The organism is Corynebacterium rouxii (genome assembly GCF_902702935.1).
Classification (GTDB): Bacteria; Actinomycetota; Actinomycetes; order Mycobacteriales; family Mycobacteriaceae; genus Corynebacterium; species Corynebacterium rouxii.
In genome coordinates this window covers 667,721-684,955 of the sequence record NZ_LR738855.1, presented here as the reverse complement: position 1 = coordinate 684,955, position 17,235 = coordinate 667,721, and the positions used below count along the sequence as shown (strand labels likewise).

The window sequence follows — 17,235 nt, the reverse complement described above, 5'->3', positions numbered from 1 at the left end:
CTTCATAGTGTGACAGACGCACGTGACATTATGGTCTGAGACACCCACTCTAAATTCGTACCTGTGTTCGAAGTTGATTCTGGATGCAACGCATGAACGGCTATGCGATAAACCAAAGCTCGCAATAATAGCTGGTCACGGTGCTGAATATGCGAAAAGCGATCGATAATGCCCTCGTCTACCGCACCAGCCAAGAGGGCGTCGACAATGCATACTGCCGCTGTGTACCCATAGGGGCGAGCTACCCCCACTAGGTCAGTAACCACCGGCATTTGATTGCCGGAATAAATTGTGGTGGCAAACATATCAGCGTGCGTCACTTGGACCGGGGCGTCAATATCACGAAGCAAAAGAACAATCTTTGGCAATAGTCTCTGGGCTGTCAGCTGAGCAGGGTTAAGAAACACCGCCTCCGCATCCGGTGTAACTCCTAGCGCCACTGTTGGTTCAGGAGCCCACGCACTATGGTCTGCCAACGAAAACAGATCGTGACTATCCGGCTCCGAAAAGGAATCAGGAACATCAATGGCGGCAAGGGCGGTGTCGAGACGCAGGGCAGCAACAACAGTTTCATCTACCCGACGCGCAAGTGTACCTTCCTCGAAGGAATTTGCACGCCAACCTGCGTTGATGTAGCGCCCGTCAGTAGATTTCAGCGGACGTACAACTCGTAGACCTTGGGGCTGGAGTTTGTCGCGCACTCGCGCTGACCAAGCAGAGCGATCGGGATGGATTACTTGGCTAAATGCCACGTTGCCTACGCGCCAGCCGTAGTCCCAGGCGACACCGAGTTGGCGGGGAGTCGTATTGGGGGCATGGAAGGCATCGCGAACATGTTGTGGCAGCTGCTGCAGTTCCATTGGTTGCTCTTTCTAGGAGGGGTTAGGCGAATGGATACGGCCATGGGTTGGCCGAGCACACGGCTCCATCGTCGTTATAGATCTCATTCGCGTCGATGGCAAACAGCTCTGAGTTAGACAATGAGAGGGTTTGTTGCATCATGATGGGCGCGAGCTCACCGTTTTTACCGCATGGTTCATGGTTGGCAAAGCCGATTCCATGCCCTACCTCATGGTTGATCAGGTACTGACGGTAGGCGCCGAGATCACCTTGGAAAGGTTTTGCACCACGCACCCATCGGGATTCGTTAATCACGACGCGGTTGCCTATTCCATAGAAGCAACTCGTTTCCATTGCGATATTATTTCCACAGAGGCCGTGAGTAGTGTCAACGGAGGACAACTGGATACGAAGATCTGGGTCTTTTACTGCCTTAGCATCCACATGTTCGAAGCCAAAGCGCTTATCGTGTGTCCAGCTTTTTGGATTAGTCAAGGTGGCGTCGACCATTGCAGCGAAGGCATCGTCACCGCCATAGGCGGCGGTGTTAATGCCGTTTTCTACCTCGATGACGTAGGTAAATACTTTGTCACGGTCTTTGCCAGCATGGGCTCCCGCGTTTCCTACTGTGCGGTAGGTACCTTCACCCTTTTGGGTAAATTCCGGCCCTGATGGCAATTCTGTAATAGCGATATCGGGACGGTTTTGCTTTGCAGGATCTGGCCCTTTTTCCTGCACTGATGTTGCGGTGGCGGTAGGAGCTCCACCGACAGTTGCTATAGTCGTGGTTTCCGCTGGGGCGCGGAAGACGTCGATGAGCACCCACACGGTGATAACCGCGAGTACGGGAATGGCGTAGGCACGCCAACCGTAGTCTCGGGCAAATCTTACGAAGAAGCTTTCAGCGTGTGGGTCGGTCACAATTATGCTCCCGCGAATCCGACGGTGCGAGGAGCAGTGGAGCCTACCTCAACGTAGGCGATACGAGCATTGCGCACTAGGTAACGGTTGCCATGGTCGTCGACAAGATCAAGGACGCCCTCGGCATCTCGCAGGGCATTGTGGATACGATCGACGATCTCGTTATGGTCTTCGCGGCTGGAAACCACGAGCTCACGAGGCGAGTCTGAAAAACCGATCTTAATGTCCATATATTTTAGTCTCCTCTTGTTTCGGCCTAACGTGAGTTATAGAGCCTCGGTTAAAGTACAGATCTCACAACATCATAGTCTGCTCGTTGATTCCACCCCAGCTCCTCTTCAAAGCTAGACACATCTCCACGGAATTCCCTAGCTACCCACAGCTACCCACCTGTTCATGTTATTGAACTTCCATGACGTTGTGATGCGTGGCTACTCCCCACAGATTCGACCCCCGAGCGAGACGATATCTAGATAAACCCGTTAGTATCAGTGGTGTGTCTGAAGCATCTGTACAACCGACCTTCGTAGAGTTGGGCGTCGCCCGAGAAATTACCGACGCCTTGGCATCCGTAGGCGTGAAGAGAACTTTTGCCATTCAGGAGCTCACGCTACCTATTGCTTTGGATGGCCGTGATCTGATCGGCCAAGCACGAACCGGCATGGGTAAAACCTACGGATTTGGCGTTCCTCTTATCGATCGCGTTTTTGATGCAGCAGACGTTGCAGAACTCGACGGAACCCCACGCGCACTCGTCATTGTTCCTACCCGCGAGCTCGCCCACCAAGTAGGCGACGACCTCAAGCTGCTTTCTCGCAATATCCCTATCACAGTGGCCACAATTTACGGTGGACGGCCCTACGAGGAACAAATTGCGCAGTTAGAGTCCGGTGTCGATGTAGTGGTGGGCACCCCAGGCCGCCTCATCGATCTCTATCAACGTGGCAACCTTGCGCTCGATCACGTGGCCGTCTTGGTCCTTGACGAGGCCGACGAGATGCTCGATCTGGGATTCTTCCCAGATATTGAGAAGTTACTTGCCGCATTGACGCATCCCCATCAAACAATGCTCTTCTCAGCAACGATGCCAGGTGCCGTGGTCACGCTGGCTCGCACCTTTATGCACCAGCCTGTGCATATCCGCGCTGAAGATACTGGGGCAGCACAAACTCACACATCGACCACACAGGTAATTTTCCAAGCCCATCGTATGGATAAGTCAGCGGTCACAGCACGCATTCTACAGGCAGAGGGTCGTGGAAAAACTATTATCTTCGCCCGCACCAAGCGAACAGCCGCTGAACTAGCAGACGACTTAGCGCAACGAGGATTCCGTGTCGCCGGCGTTCACGGCGATCTGAGCCAATCAGCCAGAGAAGCTTCCCTCGACGCTTTCCGCACCGGCAAAGCCCACATTTTGGTAGCAACAGACGTGGCGGCCCGTGGCCTTGACATTGACGACGTCACCCATGTGATCAACTACCAAACCCCCGATGATCCGATGACCTATGTACACCGCATTGGACGCACTGGACGCGCAGGACACACCGGAACAGCCGTCACACTTGTAGGCTACGATGAGCTACCTAAATGGCAGCTCATTAACGACGAACTCCAACTCGGTCAACCTGAACCGCCACAGTGGTTTTCCACCTCGCCCGAGTTATTCCAAGCCCTCAATATTCCCGATACCGCCACCGATTCCGTAGGGCGCTCCCGCACAGCGATCGGATCCCGCAAGTTTGATAAGAGCCGTTCACCACGCTTACAACGCCGCCCCAGCAGCAAATCTGGAAAGCGCTCATGAAACCATCCGACCAGGGAACTCCTCGTCGTAAGCGCCGTAAGCCAGGCGCACTACAAAGAAGTCGGCGCGACTATATTGCCACAGCAATCGTTTCGGTGTTGTGCGCGGGCGCAGTGGCCACCGTATGGGCAACTGCACCTGCGAGGCATTCACATCTCACACCGGCAGCATCGCAATCAGATTCTGCACAGGATTCCTACGTCGCACCCCGAGCACTTACTGCATTACCCGCCGAAGCAACTCCTTTAAAAACGCTTCCAGCCGATCCTTGGTCGCCGCGGCCCATCATTGCCAAAGGCCTAGTCATTTCCTATAAAGACATGACCGTAACCGCAATCGACCCTGATGATGGCAGCACAGTGTGGAGTTATTCCCGCGACGTACCGCTGTGCTCGCTAGCTCAAGCATGGGGTGACGTGGTGATGACGTATAAGACGGGCCGCGGCTGTGGCGATGTGGTCGCAGTATCTGCCAGCTCAGGACAGTATTCGGCGACGAGAAGTGCGTCGGCAAGCGAAAATGTCTCCCCTATTATGTCCAATGATCGTGTCGGTATTGTCTCCGACCAGCGCGTGGAACTGTGGCGCTCTGATTTAGTACGCACCGTGGAATACGGTGACGTCCCCATTAAGCAGGAGGCCCACCAACAACCGCACGAAGACTGCAGCATTACTTCTGCACTGACTCGAAAAGATCTGTTGGCCGTTGTGGATTCCTGCGAAGGGTCATCGTGGTTACGCCTGCAAAAGACAACACCGGAAGATTCTCGACAACCAGAAATTACTCAAGATATTGATCTCGGTGACACCACCGCCCACGTTATTGCGGTGGGACAAACAAACGCTGCGGTAGCCGTAGACTCCCCCACGCCTGCGATTATTAGCTTCGACGCGCATGGGCATGAAGTCGCGCGTCATGAGATCCCCCAAGCCCCAGAGATCACGAATACTGCGCCGCTCGTTGCCGATTTAACACATTACATCACGTGGTATCACAATCACACGCTATATTTAATGCGCCCCGACACCCTCGCTGTAGAGCGTGAGCTTCCCGACGCTATCGGCACCGGAGTTAGCCTCGGAGCTCACGTAGCTTATCCCACAGCCGAAGGATGGACCGAGATCGAACCTATGTCTGGACAGGTAATCCGTACTGTCCCAGTCGATCGCGGCGGCTATGCCGGCTTTGTGTCAATGGGCATTGCGGAACCCCACATCGTGGAAAAACGTGGGGACCAAGTTGTTATTTTCCGCTAGTAGTTGCGCGCTGCCCAATCGAGGGAACGGGGACTGAACAAGTACACAAGGGTTGCGATCGCCGAGGCACAGGTGGCCACAGCGAGAAGCAGAGCGTGCCCGCTGATCATGTAAAAACCGATGGGTAGCAATAAAATTTCAAGCATGATGACGGGACCACGACCCCAGCGCTTTCCACGCATCATCATGATTGCGCCTGCAATGACAGTTCCAAACACGATGATAAAAAATATCGCTGTACCTATTCCCACCGAGGTGACTGCAGTATCGGTTTCGTACACAATAGATTCCTCTGGCGCGCCAGTAATACTTCGTAGCACAAGGAATAGCGCAAATCCGAGGCCGATAACGGACTGCACGATAGCGATGATCCCAGCGTTTCGGATTGTCGTTGGCGGAAGCGCGCCTAGGGGGGCGTAATCATTGGGTTGGTTTTGTTCGCTGCTCACCCTGAAGAGTGTAGTGCAGTGACTATCCAACTGGGGTTCACACAACCCAATTGCACGCAACTTTTTACCACGTTATTGCCATTTTAGTGCCAGCGTAACGGCGTTTCGACGCCCCCTCGTGCCCGCACCCCTAATACACACCTAATCAAATTTATTAATTTTCACTAAGAAATAGCAGCCCCTTACAGGACTGACAAAATTTCCCATTTGGGGGTTACCGAATCTGCGATTTGACCCCACAATCACGACCATCCCACCGATATACCCAAAGATAAAAACTAAAACTACTGGAAGCGGCGTTTTGATTCTTAGACAGCCATAGCAAACCCACCCCAACATACCTTCTGAGGCCGACAGCAATATACTCCCAAAATGTGATACTTAACACTTTTTAAGCGTTAACCCTTCCCAAGCGCGAGCGGACATGCCATTATTTCCAAGTACCTCAGGCAGGAACAAGTGTTACCTGCCCAGCTTTGAGGCACACAAAGAACCCCCACCGCACTCACTCAGCATGCATGACGTGAGTCCTTGCGTGATTCTGCCACCTTCCCCAGCCAACAACTGTCGGAATGTGAGTTTCGTGTGCCCTCGAACTGTTCTGTTAAACGTGTAGTGATTTTAGGAGACCACAATGGATTGGCGCCATGAAGCCGTTTGTCGCGATGAAGATCCCGAGCTCTTCTTCCCTGTCGGCAACTCTGGCCCAGCGTTGGCACAGGTCGCTGCAGCAAAAGTAGTATGCAACCGCTGTCCAGTTACCTCCCAGTGCCTCGCATGGGCATTGGAAACCGGTCAGGATGCCGGCGTGTGGGGCGGCATGAGCGAAGATGAGCGCCGCGCGCTCAAGCGTCGTAAGAACCGCGGCCGTGGTCGCGCACGCGCTACCGCATAGCTGTTACCTCCCCCCTGTGGGGTTTCCCCACCGATTTTCCGAGTCACCTCCTCACCTACTAAGGTGGTGTTTCGATATTGACATTTTCTGCAACCTATAAGGAGCACCACCATGAGCAAGCGTGGACGTAAGCGCAAGGACCGTCGTAAGAACAAGGCTAACCACGGTAAGCGCCCTAACTCTTAAGTCACTAAGAGCGCAACAAAGCTCGCGATTCGAGGTCCTCTTCCCCGATAATGGGAAAAGACGGACTTCACATCGCGAGCTTTTTCATTCTCGTATCTGTTGCCATTGGGGGCGTACGCTAAGCCCCGTACACGTCTTGACGATGATCTGGCGTGTATCTTCTTCGTTCAACAGCTGTTCAGATTAGAACCGTCCACCGACGGATTGTTTTGTCAGGCTGCCACGAATTCATTACTGGTATTTGATCTGAGTAATAGAGATCGAATACGTGATCTTTTCCCGCAGGGTAGCCGGTGCGGTGCCACAGCAGCAGCGTTTCAGCAAACCGCGTAGTTCGGTTTCTGCTTCTACGATCTCAGCGCAGTGCGGACACTGGGCTAAGTGTGCCTGCAGGCGAGCACAATCGACTGGAGAAAGTTCCCTGTCGAGTAAGGCATACATGTACTCGCGTAATTCGGAACAAGAACATCCCTCGTGGCTCATGCTTTGTTCTTCCTTCCTGCAGCATCAGTGGTGTGATCTGCGTGTTTATCCTCAACCGCAATTCCGTGTTCTTGCGCCACGTCTTTCAACGCCTCGCGCAATTGTTTTCTTCCACGATGGAGCCGACTCATCACGGTTCCCAGCGGGGTGCCCATGATCTCTGCGATCTCTTTGTATGCCAAACCCTCAACGTCTGCGTAGTAAACCACCATGCGGTAGTCCTCACTGAGATCGTTCATGGCTTGGGCAATGCGCTGGTTAGGAAGATTTTTCAGGGCTTCCACTTCAGCGGATTCCAATCCGACTGATTCATGGGAGGACGTGGCCAGCAGCTGATGATCGGTCACATCTTCAGCGGATTGCTGCGTAGGCTGGCGCTTCTTTTTCCGATACGAGTTGATATACGTATTGGTCATAATGCGGTACAGCCATGCTTTGAGGTTAGTTCCTTCACTAAAGCTGTTGAAGGCTTGATATGCCTTAACGTAGGTTTCTTGGACTAGGTCCTCAGCGTCTGCTGGGTTACGCGTCATCCGGAGTGCGCCACCATAAAGTTGATCGAGCAACGGTAGTGCGTCACGCTCGAAACGTGCGTCAAGGTCGCTTGTTTTCGTAGCCACTGGTCTCCTTAGATATTGTTAAAACCATTCTAGTAGGAGGCATAAATGAGCAAGAAAAAGCCGTCCGGTGCTACACCTGCACTCGCTGTGTTGGAAGCTGCAGGTATCAAGCATTCGGTGTCTACTTTTGAAGGTGGCACAGACCATTTTGGTGACGCAGCAGCTGCAGCACTCGACGTAGATTCGGATAGGATTTTTAAAACACTGGTCATCGATTTAACCGCGGGTAAAGGTCCCAAGCGTCAACTTGCGGTCGCTTGTATTCCGGTGACCTCGAAGCTGAGTTTGAAAAAGGCGGCGGCTGCGTTGGGCGCGTCGAAAGCCACGATGGCTGATCAGCATGATGCGGCTAAATCGTCGGGCTATATTCCTGGTGGTATTTCTCCCATTGGTCAGAAACACCCGTTGCCCACTGTGGTGGATGAGACGGCCATTTTGTTTGACACGATTTTTGTTTCCGGCGGCAAGCGCGGTCTTGATGTGGAGCTTAGTGGCGAGGACCTTATCGGTGTGGTTAACGGAAGTTTCGCGGATTTACAGGCTGAATAGGTCCGTGGGGGCGTCGATAAGCTCTGGGTAATCGTTGCGGATATTTCCCACGTTGGGGTCAGCTGGGCTCGTGCGAAAGGCGGATGCATTGCCGGGAGCAAGAAGTCCGCTGGCCTCGTCGGTGCTGCCACGCAGCCACACGGCGAGCTCGTCGTTGTTTAAAAACCTCGGCATGCGGTGATGTAGCCAGTCCAAAGGTGCAACGGAATCTGTGGTGACCATCGTCGTTGAAAGCATGCCCGCACCGCTATCCCATAGGCCGGCAACCCACGTGGGTGTGCCGGTCGTAATCCAATATGGTTTCTTGTTGTGCCATTCGTAGTAGCCGTCCATGGGGATCGCGCACCGTTGGGTACGAAATGCCTGACGAAAGCTCGGTTTTGTGGTCACTGTTTCTGCGCGCGCGTTAAACAGTGGTGGTGACGTAACCTCGCGCTTCCATGCAGGAATCAGCCCCCAACGCGCTGGCTCGATCACGGCCTCCGTCGGGGTTGTTCCCACCCGAAGAATCGGAATGATCGTGGTAGGGGCGATGTTATAGCGCGCCGGTGGCATGCCTTTCGGCGCGTGAATGCTGTGAAAAATCCGCAGCGCTGGGTGTCCCAATAGCGACTCGTCGGTGGTAAACAAAACAAAGCGTCCGCACATGCCTTTATTATGGAGGAATGGCACAATTGTGGGAAGCACCAACCCCAACCAATGCGGTACATGCAACCGTACGGGTTCCGGGGTCTAAGTCGATGACCAACCGCGCGCTTATCTTGTCCGCGATCGCTCATCGCCCAGCGCAGATCAACGGGGCGCTACGCTCACGCGACACCGACTTAATGATCCGTGCGCTCACCGCCCTAGGTGCTAGCGTGCGTTTCGACGACCCCAATCACGGCGCGGCATCCACATCACTGTACGTCACCCCCGCGCCTTTCCACAGCGCTACCATCGACTGTGGCCTCGCCGGAACAGTCATGCGTTTTGTTCCGCCCATAGCCGCGCTAGCTCATGGCAGCGTGTTCTTTGACGGCGATGTTCAAGCGCGTACCCGCCCCATGGGAGAAATCCTCGATGCTCTCCGCGCACTGGGCGTAACGGTTACCGGCACCCAGCTCCCCTTCCATGTAGAAGCCTCCGGGCAACCCGCGGGCGGTGTCGTAGACATCGATGCTTCTGGTTCCTCCCAGTTTGTCTCTGGGCTTCTGCTTGCCGGCGCACGCTATCGCACCGGACTGACTGTACGACATGTCGGCGGCAAGTTGCCAAGCCTGCCTCACATCGAAATGACAGTCGACATGCTGCGCCTTGCTGGTGTACAGGTGGATGATTCCGTAGAAAACGAATGGCGAGTAGAACCAGGTGACGTAGAAGCTCGAACCTGGAACATCGAACCGGATCTCTCCAACGCAACGCCATTTCTTGCAGCTGCAGCCGTGACCGGTGGAACCGTCACTATTCCGGATTGGCCGCAGCGCACGACCCAAGCCGGCGATGTAATACGCGATATTTTAAGCCGTATGGGATGCACAGTAGAGATGATCTCACGAGGCTCGAGCTTTGACCTGCGGGTAAGCGGTCCGGCGCGCGGTCAGCTGAAGGGAATTTCTCTCGACATGTCGGACATCGGTGAGCTCACCCCCACTGTTGCAGCTTTGGCTGCTCTTGCCACCACACCATCGAAGCTGGTGGGCATTGCTCATCTGCGTGGGCATGAGACCGATCGTCTTGCAGCGCTGACCCAAGAAATCACAGGTCTTGGTGGCTCATGCACTGAGCTTGCCGACGGCCTCCACATCACGCCCAGCACGCTTCATGGCGGAACATGGCATTCCTATGCGGATCACCGAATGGCAACTGCTGGTGCCATCATCGGCCTTGTTGTTGGTGGTGTCCAGGTTGACAACATTGATACAACCTCGAAGACTCTGCCGGGGTTTGCAGATATGTGGCACACGATGGTGCGAGGTTAGGTCGATGGCACGGAGAAACTCTAGCCGCCATTGGGATGAATCCGACGTACGTGTGCGCCCCGGTAAAGGCTCACGTCCCCGCACGAAAGATCGCCCAAAGCATGACAACGCTGAATTCGGCATGGTTGTAACCAAAGACCGCGGACGCTGGGGAGTTGTCCTTGACGGTCAGGACACCCCCGTGGTGTGTATGCGCGCCCGCGAAATGGGACGCACACCCGTGGAAGTCGGCGACCGAGTAGGAATTGTTGGTGATACCTCAGGACGGCCAGGCACTCTAGCACGCATTGTGAAACTCGCTGAGCGCAGCAGCGTGTTACGGCGTACTGCAGACGACACCGACCCTTACGAGCGCATTGTTGTTGCCAACGCACAGCAACTGCTCATCGTCTGCGCCGTTGCCGATCCCGCACCGCGCGCAGGCTTTGTCGAACGCGCCTTGATAGCGGCATTCGTGGGCAATCTCCAGCCGGTGATCTGTCTGACCAAATCCGATCTGGCTGACCCCACCGAGTTCGCGTCCGAGTTTGCAGCTCTCAATGTTCCCGTTGTGGTGTGCGGTGTAGAAGACCCGCTGGAGCCGCTTCAAAAATTCACCCACGGTGCTATTTCGGCGACCATTGGGCATTCTGGGGTAGGAAAATCGACATTGGTGAACCGCCTGGTGCCGTCGGCGGCACGTGAAACCGGTGAGGTATCCGGCGTGGGCAAAGGTCGCCACACCTCGACGCAGGCGGTCGCATTGCAGTTGCCGGAAGGCGGCTGGATCATCGACACCCCAGGTATCAGGTCCTTTGGCCTCGCCCATGTTGATGCCGACACCGTGATCGGTGTATTTGAAGACCTCCACGAGGCAGTCGAACAATGCCCTCGCGGTTGTACTCACATGGGTCCTCCCGCCGACCCAGAATGTATCTTGGACACTTTCGACGCAGACTCCCCCACTGGTCGCCGCGTTGTCGCGGTGCGCAAGTTGCTCGGTGCATTGCGCACCAACGTGGATTGGGAATAGATCAGCGCTGCTGATTGCCCCGCGGCCTGCGCCCGGTGTAGATCAAGATGGCATCTTTGATACTCGGGCGCAGGCGTTTGAGTAGTTTAAGACCCGTGCGTAGGCCGCTACCGTTGCAGCCTCCTGCCAGCTGGTTTTCAATCTCAGGGTTCTGCGAAAATGCTCGGTTCGAACGCACCTCGGGAGCATTATCTGGGCTCGCCACTAAATACTTATTGGGAAGAGTGAGCTTGAGCAGTGTTTTTTGCACCTTGAACAGCTGCGCTGGGAAAGAATCGACGTTGTACGGCAGATCGTATTCATCGCACAGCGCGCGCACTTTCTCGCCTACTTCTGCCAGACGGTTCGATGGCATATCTGGGAACAGATGATGCTCAATTTGGTAATTCAAATTGCCCGACATGATGGTGAGTAGCTTGCCGCCATAGAAGTTTGCAGACCCCAGCATTTGGCGTAGATACCACTGATTGTGGTCCTCGTTTTTAAACTGTTCTTTGGTAAACGTCTCTGCCTCATCAGGAAAATGTCCGCAGAAGATTACAGAGTACGCCCACACAGAACGCACAAGGTTCGCGACCGCATTTGCCTTCACTGCCTGCGGAAAGGCTTTTCCGGCAAGCGCCGGATAGAAAACGTAGTCGCGAGCGAGCTGACGACCTGCTTTGTTTGTGGTCTCCCAGAATTTGTCTTTTGTGTCATTCCAATCAGCGCGTTTAGTCAGATAGCGCCCAAGTTCCACGTCGTAGTACCCCACCGCCCACTGGAACATGGCTGCCAATACGGTATTCACCACTGGTTGGAAAGCATGTAGTGCTGTCCATTTTCTGTCGCGGGTGACGCGCAAGATTCCGTATCCCACATCGTTATCCATTCCCAGCACATTGGTGTAGGTGTGATGAACAAAGTTATGGGAGTGCATCCATTGTGATGATGGGCAGACAATGTCCCACTCCCATGTGGTGGAGTGAATTTCGGGATCATTCATCCAATCCCATTGTCCATGAAGCACGTTATGCCCGATTTCGAGGTTTTCTAGGATTTTCGCAGTGCTGAGCAACCCTGTTCCGAGCCACCAACACTTTTTATTTCCCGCAAACAACAGCGCGAATCGACCAGCTGCCTCAAGGCTACGTTGAGTACGAATCAAGCGCTTGATGTAGGTCACATCCCGAGCACCTAGTGACTGCGTTACCTCTGCTTTGATCTGATCTAGGCGACGACCGATTTCTTCGATGTCTGCGTCGCTTAAGTGTGCATACGCTTTAATGTTGTCGATTGCCATGAGAGTGTTCCGTCCTATGCTTCGATGGTGATGTCGCCTGCTGCTACGCACACGCAGGTACGAATACGTGACCCCGGTTCATGAGTCTCGCCAGTGACAAGGTTGGTTGCGTGGCCGTTAGTCAGCGGACGCACGCAGGTGTGACACAACCCCATACGGCAACCGAAAGGAAGCTGTACTCCCGCCTGCTCTCCTGCTTCGAGCACCGTGGTGGCGCCGTCGACAAGCACACTGGCACGCTGCCCAAAGCTCACCGTGCCGCCCTGTGCTGTCGTGGCCTTCCGATCGAGCAGAAACCGCTCAGTCGTGAGATCCACGTGATTCGCGCTCGCCCATGACTCGTAAGCATCAAGCATGGCGGAAGGACCGCAGGCGAACACGGTGCGGCTCGTAATATCAGGAACTATCGACGCCACGGTCTCCGGTGTCACCCGCCACTGTGAGGAAGTCTCTTGTACCACCACACGCAGCTGCGGGTGTTGCGTTGCCATCCGCGCTAGCGCCTCAAGAAACAGCCCATGGGCGCGATCGCGTATCGAATACACCAACACCACATCAGTTTCAGCAAACTGCTTGCGCTCAGCCATCGTGCGCAACATGGAGATAATCGGAGTGATGCCCGTTCCAGCGGCAATCAAGGCAAGTTTTGGCGGCAACGGAGTGGGGAGATGAAAATTGCCAGCGGGTGCCGACAACCGCACCGTTGTTCCTGGAGTAGCGTGGCCTACTAAGTGATTTGAGAGTTTGCCGTGTTCTACCGCGCGCACTGTGATCGATAACAATGAGTCAGAGGTTGTCGGTGTGCAGGTCAGTGAATAGCTGCGCCAAATATAACGACCATCTACTTCCACGCCGATTCCGATAAATTGACCAGGCTCAAACTCAGTGGGCACACCCCAGCCTGGCACGATGTCAAGATGGACAACGTCTGCTTCTCGACGAACAGTTGCGATAGTTCCACGAAGTTCGCGGGTTGACCAGCGTGGGTTAATCAGCACCGAGTAATCATCTGGCAGAAGTGGGGTGGTAAATCTGCCGAGGATTTTTCGCACTTTTGAGAGACGATCTTTCGACGTCCGTGCCATGACATTCTTCCCTTCCCAAACGTAACCTACGGTTAAGTAACCGAAGTGAGTATGCATGTTACGTCAGCGTAGGTTTTCCCGTCAAACATTTGGAGAGAAAAGTATCTGTCCTAAGAAAGACCACCCCCTACCCCTCATGCTGAACATGTCCCCCGGAAGTTGGACTGGTTTTATCCTATGTGGTGAAGGATTCAAGGATCTGGTTCCGATAGCACATCGGAGTCAGACCCTTGAGTCGCTTCTGCATGCGTTCATGGTTGTACCAGTAGATATCATCATCGATTGCTTTGTAGAACTCCTACAGGCTGCTAAAAGATTCACCGTGGCACATCTCAATCTTTAAGTACCCGAAGAAGTTTTCCCATCACCGCATTGCCATAGCAGTTGCCTTTCTTTGACATTGACTGCACTCCACCGATGCTTGCGATGAGCCCACATCAGCTGAAATGCTGGTACTGGATCCCTTGACCTGTATGCACAAATAGTCCTTGCCCTGGTGATTGCTGCGCAATGGCGTCACGCAGAGACTGTGACGTCAAGACTGTAGTGGGTAAGGGAGATAACGCTGTACAACAGGATTGACCGGGCAAAGACCTGCCACAACCAACAGATCACCCAATCGATGAGTTGACTTAGCAGATGACAATGACCTCGGCTTTTAACCTCGTCGTTGGTTCCTCAAGTCCCGCATTTTTTTAAAATACGCGTTTTCCGCCCGCAATTTCTCTACCTCGCGGCGCAATGAACTGCGCCCTGTTCCCCGGATAACAATCTCAATTTTAACTACACCGATCGTTGACCTTAGCTATTAATCCGAAAGCAAACTTAGAACCACAATAATCAATAGTTGAAGTCAACGTAATTCTCATCTCTAAACCAATCAGTTCCCCCTGAGGATAAAATGAAGATTAGACGTCTCATTCTAACTACCTGTGCAGCCCCTCTCTTCCCTTTCCCTCGTTGCTACGCCATCTGCTACAGCCGATGAATTTCACGTTCACTGGGTGTCCTGATGAACTCTATGTTGGGGCCAACTGTGAACTAGACACAGTGGGCGGTACAAAAGCTCCAGTCAAAATCGAAGCAATCTCGGCAGATGGTTTCAGCATTCGCTCATTAGAAGGACATCCTGAGGGAGCGGATCACCTGATCAACTTTAAGTTCACGACTTACAGCTACAACGGGGCAACGAATATCCGCCTTCGAGTACAGGCTTCCGGTCCAGTATCCAACGCGTCATATTTGGGTCCATTGAATTCGGAAACTGTTGCTCGATATTCGTGGTCAAAGTTTTCACAAAATCTACAGAAACGAATCAACAATTCGCCGACAACCTACATCACCAGTGACAAATTCACTCCTTTGATTCGGTCTTTCCGCTCCATATCGCCTGAGGATACGATTATCCCTTCGAATGATCCGGGAATGGAAGAAATAGAAGTTGTTAATCCAACAACCGTAGATACTTCCAAGATTACGAACGAGGTTCCTTTGTTCCCAGTCGACACAGAAGACGCCAAACTGGAGCAAACCCTTGGAGAAACGAATCCGGCTACCGCGACAGAAACTTCAGACTTGGCAACAGAAACACCGGCTGGTGATAAGACAAAAAGCGATGTAGCTGTTTCGGAGTCCGCAAAAAGCTCTACCCAAGAGCCAATCAATCCTAGTTAATGGGTTTGCAAGACATATTGAGACTTCTAGAATTTTACTGGTTAGAGTCCAAACTCTCTGTTGAAGAAGGGAAAACATGCTCTATATAGTTCCGGGGGATACTAGCTGGGATAATTTTTTATTTGATTCTTTCAGCAGTGAGCTGGTTCGTTAATAAAGTATGGCCAAAAAATCGACAGCTGCGAGCACATAGTCGTCTTGCCATTCATTGTCTAGCCGCTATCACGTTTACTATTTTCCTTGTTGTTTCCGGTGGCGGTGGAAATTGGGCCACCCACTTACAAATCAGCGGTTTCCTATTGTCCGGATGCATGTTGAGCTTCGGAACATCAACCCGAGACACCCCCTCCTCAACAAGAAGAAAACGGGCAAATGCCCAGCAGATAGATGGGAACAAAGCTCTACTTTCAGCTATAAGCGATAATGCGCTGAAGTTAGGGCTAGCGTAGCTTAAGAGTTAATTCTCTATGCTAGAAGTGAAGTACCCCAGATTTTCCCATCTACTCAAACGGAACAAAACCTGGGGCACTTCAAAACCTGCTGGTCAACCCCTGTGGAGAACTAACCCCGTGAGGGTAAATATGCGCAACCTGAACAGGGAAAACACAAAAACGCACCCCTGCCACAATCGTGACAAGAGTGCGCCTTAAAAAAGATGATCTACAGCAGATCCACCAAAGCCGACAACTCTGATGGGTCGTACCACGCCAAGAAATTATCCAAAGCATCACCTACCGCCAACTCGGCATCCTCATCGCCCAAATCAGCGGCATCGATAACCTCAATAGCCTTAGCCGTGGCAGCTTCCGAGCCTTCTACATCCACGTGAATCGCTGCAACAGAATCGAAGCCCACAACCGCAGGATCCAACACCACAACAGACTCGCCGAGATCCGGCCGAAGAGTAATCACCTCATCAGGAACATCCACCGACACCACCACACGGCGATACGGGAATGCTTCTTGGTCACCAATCGCCAGCAAACGAATCGATGCCAAAGCCGCATCCTCAAACGCAGACTCCGCGATTTCCTCCTCATCACCTGCAGTATAAAAATCCCGCAGCGCAGGCGTTACCGCAAAGCCATACCCCGAACGCGCAACAATACTGCCCTGCGCATCCAGCTCTTGCAGAATGGAAAAAGTAGCCGGAAGATAAACCCGCATGTCGAACTCCTCTAGAACTCGCCGTCAAGGCCGAACAGGCCCGCGATCTCTACAACCGCACGGTCAAACTGCTGATAAAACACACCAACAAGACCGCTTTCCACAGCGCCACGCACATTCAAAATGGAATCATCCACCATCACGCAATCACGCATAGGCAAATCAATCGCATCCGCAGCCGCTTGGAACGCAGCCTCCGAAGGCTTCTCCGCGCCAATCTCACCGCTCAAAATCACCGCATCCACAATGCCCTGTGTTTGCAACACGCGAATAGGATCAGCCGCTGGGCCACCAGGATCGTTCGACAACACCGCAGTGCCAATGCCATGTGCACGAGCAGCAGCCAAGAGGTTACGCCAGCGACGCTGGTCCTCATCCGGTCCATCGAGGACACCTACATAATCGACGATCAAGCCACGCACGGCCTATCCCCACCTCCGTATATAAAAGGTATAGAATTTACGAACATTCTCCGCTATTGTGTCACACAAGTCGGTCCGAACGCGCGCCCACGCGTCACACATGCCCAAATTTGTCTGCCTTGAGTACAAACAATCCCGCTCAAGGAGCCACTACATCATCATGCTAACCCCAATCCCAGGGATGTGCTATCTCAAATCCTTTCGGAAGGAATCGTCGATTCCTTCCGAACCCCCTCGTCGCCTACCCACAAAAATCAAGCGCGACGCATTCACGCTTTCTGCGACAGCACTCAATGCCGCATTTGGGCGTCGTCACGCATCAACGCTTGCCGACGCCCTCTACTCCGAGCAAATCCGGCGCCTAGTATCCGCCAGAAGACGCGGCAAAGCGCCAGTAGCACCCACCCCATTAATCGTCGAAAGCCTGCATTTTCATCAGCGCAACCAGCTCATCGATGCAGTAGGATCAAGTACCTTCCAAGGACGCCACATTGGATTTCTCGCACAATTCGAACCTCGTGATCCTACCAGCGCGCATCCACAGGTGATTCGAATGCGCAGCCTGCGCCTTATCGAGCCACCACCTAATAGACCTTCACCATAAAACCAGCGACGCCGCCTCCCTG

General features: G+C 53.4%; 20 protein-coding genes and 1 pseudogene. 9 read left to right on the top strand and 12 right to left on the bottom strand.

All coding sequences use genetic code 11. The features are described from left to right. Positions 1-2 precede the first annotated feature (2 nt). Genes CIP100161_RS03575 through CIP100161_RS03565 form a run of 3 tightly spaced genes read right to left on the bottom strand, consistent with a single transcriptional unit; the run spans position 3 to position 1,991 of the window. Positions 3-860, bottom strand: a complete 858-nt coding sequence (locus CIP100161_RS03575; protein ID WP_155871967.1) for a TIGR02569 family protein — start codon at positions 858-860, stop codon at positions 3-5. A gap of 22 nt (positions 861-882) precedes the next feature. Next, positions 883-1,761 carry a DUF3152 domain-containing protein gene (locus tag CIP100161_RS03570; protein WP_155871966.1) on the bottom strand — a complete coding sequence of 293 codons (879 nt, stop codon included), beginning with the start codon at positions 1,759-1,761 and terminating at the stop codon, positions 883-885. A 2-nt stretch (positions 1,762-1,763) separates the two neighbouring features. Beyond that, positions 1,764-1,991 carry a DUF3107 domain-containing protein gene (locus CIP100161_RS03565; protein WP_004567139.1) on the bottom strand — a complete coding sequence of 76 codons (228 nt, stop codon included), beginning with the start codon at positions 1,989-1,991 and terminating at the stop codon, positions 1,764-1,766. 266 nt (positions 1,992-2,257) lie between these two features. Here CIP100161_RS03565 and CIP100161_RS03560 point away from each other — a divergent pair, with 266 nt between their 5' ends. Beyond that, positions 2,258-3,568 carry a DEAD/DEAH box helicase gene (locus tag CIP100161_RS03560; protein ID WP_155871965.1) on the top strand — a complete coding sequence of 437 codons (1,311 nt, stop codon included), beginning with the start codon at positions 2,258-2,260 and terminating at the stop codon, positions 3,566-3,568. Continuing rightward, positions 3,565-4,824, top strand: coding sequence for an Rv3212 family protein (locus tag CIP100161_RS03555; protein ID WP_155871964.1), 1,260 nt, complete (start codon positions 3,565-3,567; stop codon positions 4,822-4,824). The genes CIP100161_RS03560 and CIP100161_RS03555 overlap by 4 nt, the downstream gene beginning before the upstream one ends. Here the strand turns inward: CIP100161_RS03555 and CIP100161_RS03550 are convergent. Continuing rightward, positions 4,821-5,273: a hypothetical protein gene (locus CIP100161_RS03550; RefSeq protein ID WP_155871963.1), complete on the bottom strand. Its 453-nt coding sequence runs from the start codon at positions 5,271-5,273 to the stop codon at positions 4,821-4,823. The two genes, CIP100161_RS03555 and CIP100161_RS03550, sit on opposite strands and share 4 nt — an antisense overlap. A gap of 634 nt (positions 5,274-5,907) precedes the next feature. Between CIP100161_RS03550 and CIP100161_RS03545 the strand changes: the two genes are divergently transcribed. Both CIP100161_RS03545 and CIP100161_RS12520 read left to right on the top strand, forming a co-directional pair. Further along, positions 5,908-6,168, top strand: a complete 261-nt coding sequence (locus CIP100161_RS03545; RefSeq protein WP_004567132.1) for a WhiB family transcriptional regulator — start codon at positions 5,908-5,910, stop codon at positions 6,166-6,168. 111 nt (positions 6,169-6,279) lie between these two features. Next, positions 6,280-6,354 (top strand): 50S ribosomal protein bL37, encoded by a 75-nt coding sequence (locus CIP100161_RS12520; RefSeq protein WP_014300525.1) that lies wholly within the window; start codon positions 6,280-6,282, stop codon positions 6,352-6,354. A gap of 231 nt (positions 6,355-6,585) precedes the next feature. Here the strand turns inward: CIP100161_RS12520 and rsrA are convergent, their stop codons facing one another. Continuing rightward, complete coding sequence (gene rsrA / locus CIP100161_RS03540) at positions 6,586-6,837, bottom strand: mycothiol system anti-sigma-R factor (RefSeq protein WP_004567129.1); 252 nt, start codon at positions 6,835-6,837, stop codon at positions 6,586-6,588. Next, on the bottom strand, positions 6,834-7,457 hold the full coding sequence (locus tag CIP100161_RS03535) for a sigma-70 family RNA polymerase sigma factor (protein ID WP_155871962.1): 624 nt from the start codon (positions 7,455-7,457) through the stop codon (positions 6,834-6,836). Before CIP100161_RS03535 ends, rsrA begins: the two co-directional genes overlap by 4 nt. A 45-nt stretch (positions 7,458-7,502) precedes the next feature. On the opposite strand from CIP100161_RS03535, the gene ybaK reads away from it, so the two are divergent. Then, entirely contained in the window at positions 7,503-8,006 is a 504-nt protein-coding gene (gene ybaK, locus CIP100161_RS03530) for a Cys-tRNA(Pro) deacylase (protein WP_155871961.1), read from the top strand. On the opposite strand, the gene CIP100161_RS03525 is transcribed toward ybaK, so the two are convergent. Next, entirely contained in the window at positions 7,992-8,678 is a 687-nt protein-coding gene (locus CIP100161_RS03525) for an SOS response-associated peptidase (protein ID WP_155874515.1), read from the bottom strand. The genes ybaK and CIP100161_RS03525 overlap by 15 nt on opposite strands. Between CIP100161_RS03525 and aroA the strand changes: the two genes are divergently transcribed. Together aroA and rsgA are read left to right on the top strand one after the other, a co-directional pair. Next, positions 8,672-9,967 carry a 3-phosphoshikimate 1-carboxyvinyltransferase gene (gene aroA, locus CIP100161_RS03520; protein WP_155871960.1) on the top strand — a complete coding sequence of 432 codons (1,296 nt, stop codon included), beginning with the start codon at positions 8,672-8,674 and terminating at the stop codon, positions 9,965-9,967. The genes CIP100161_RS03525 and aroA overlap by 7 nt on opposite strands. A 4-nt stretch (positions 9,968-9,971) precedes the next feature. Beyond that, entirely contained in the window at positions 9,972-10,979 is a 1,008-nt protein-coding gene (rsgA, locus tag CIP100161_RS03515) for a ribosome small subunit-dependent GTPase A (RefSeq protein ID WP_155871959.1), read from the top strand. Between the two features lies 1 nt (position 10,980). Here the strand turns inward: rsgA and CIP100161_RS03510 are convergent, their stop codons facing one another. The 3 genes and pseudogenes from CIP100161_RS03510 to CIP100161_RS03500 form a co-directional block, all read right to left on the bottom strand. After that, positions 10,981-12,261, bottom strand: a complete 1,281-nt coding sequence (locus CIP100161_RS03510; protein WP_155871957.1) for a fatty acid desaturase family protein — start codon at positions 12,259-12,261, stop codon at positions 10,981-10,983. A 14-nt stretch (positions 12,262-12,275) separates the two neighbouring features. Beyond that, positions 12,276-13,346 carry a ferredoxin reductase gene (locus CIP100161_RS03505; protein WP_155871955.1) on the bottom strand — a complete coding sequence of 357 codons (1,071 nt, stop codon included), beginning with the start codon at positions 13,344-13,346 and terminating at the stop codon, positions 12,276-12,278. 175 nt (positions 13,347-13,521) lie between these two features. After that, positions 13,522-13,949: pseudogene (locus CIP100161_RS03500) on the bottom strand (transposase); the annotation flags it as partial. 447 nt (positions 13,950-14,396) lie between these two features. On the opposite strand from CIP100161_RS03500, the gene CIP100161_RS03495 reads away from it, so the two are divergent. Beyond that, the gene (locus CIP100161_RS03495) at positions 14,397-15,020 is read left to right on the top strand and encodes a hypothetical protein (RefSeq protein WP_232053077.1); all 624 of its coding nucleotides are present in this window, start codon (positions 14,397-14,399) and stop codon (positions 15,018-15,020) included. A gap of 660 nt (positions 15,021-15,680) precedes the next feature. Here the strand turns inward: CIP100161_RS03495 and CIP100161_RS03485 are convergent. Both CIP100161_RS03485 and CIP100161_RS03480 read right to left on the bottom strand, forming a co-directional pair. Then, the gene (locus CIP100161_RS03485; RefSeq protein ID WP_010934490.1) at positions 15,681-16,187 is read right to left on the bottom strand and encodes a DUF6912 family protein; all 507 of its coding nucleotides are present in this window, start codon (positions 16,185-16,187) and stop codon (positions 15,681-15,683) included. An 11-nt stretch (positions 16,188-16,198) separates the two neighbouring features. Further along, entirely contained in the window at positions 16,199-16,609 is a 411-nt protein-coding gene (locus CIP100161_RS03480) for an HAD-IA family hydrolase (RefSeq protein ID WP_155871951.1), read from the bottom strand. Positions 16,610-16,769: 160 nt separating this feature from the next. On the opposite strand from CIP100161_RS03480, the gene CIP100161_RS03475 reads away from it, so the two are divergent. Beyond that, a complete protein-coding gene (locus CIP100161_RS03475) occupies positions 16,770-17,213 on the top strand; it encodes a hypothetical protein (RefSeq protein ID WP_155871949.1) in 444 nt (147 codons plus the stop codon). The last annotated feature ends 22 nt before the right edge of the window (positions 17,214-17,235 follow it).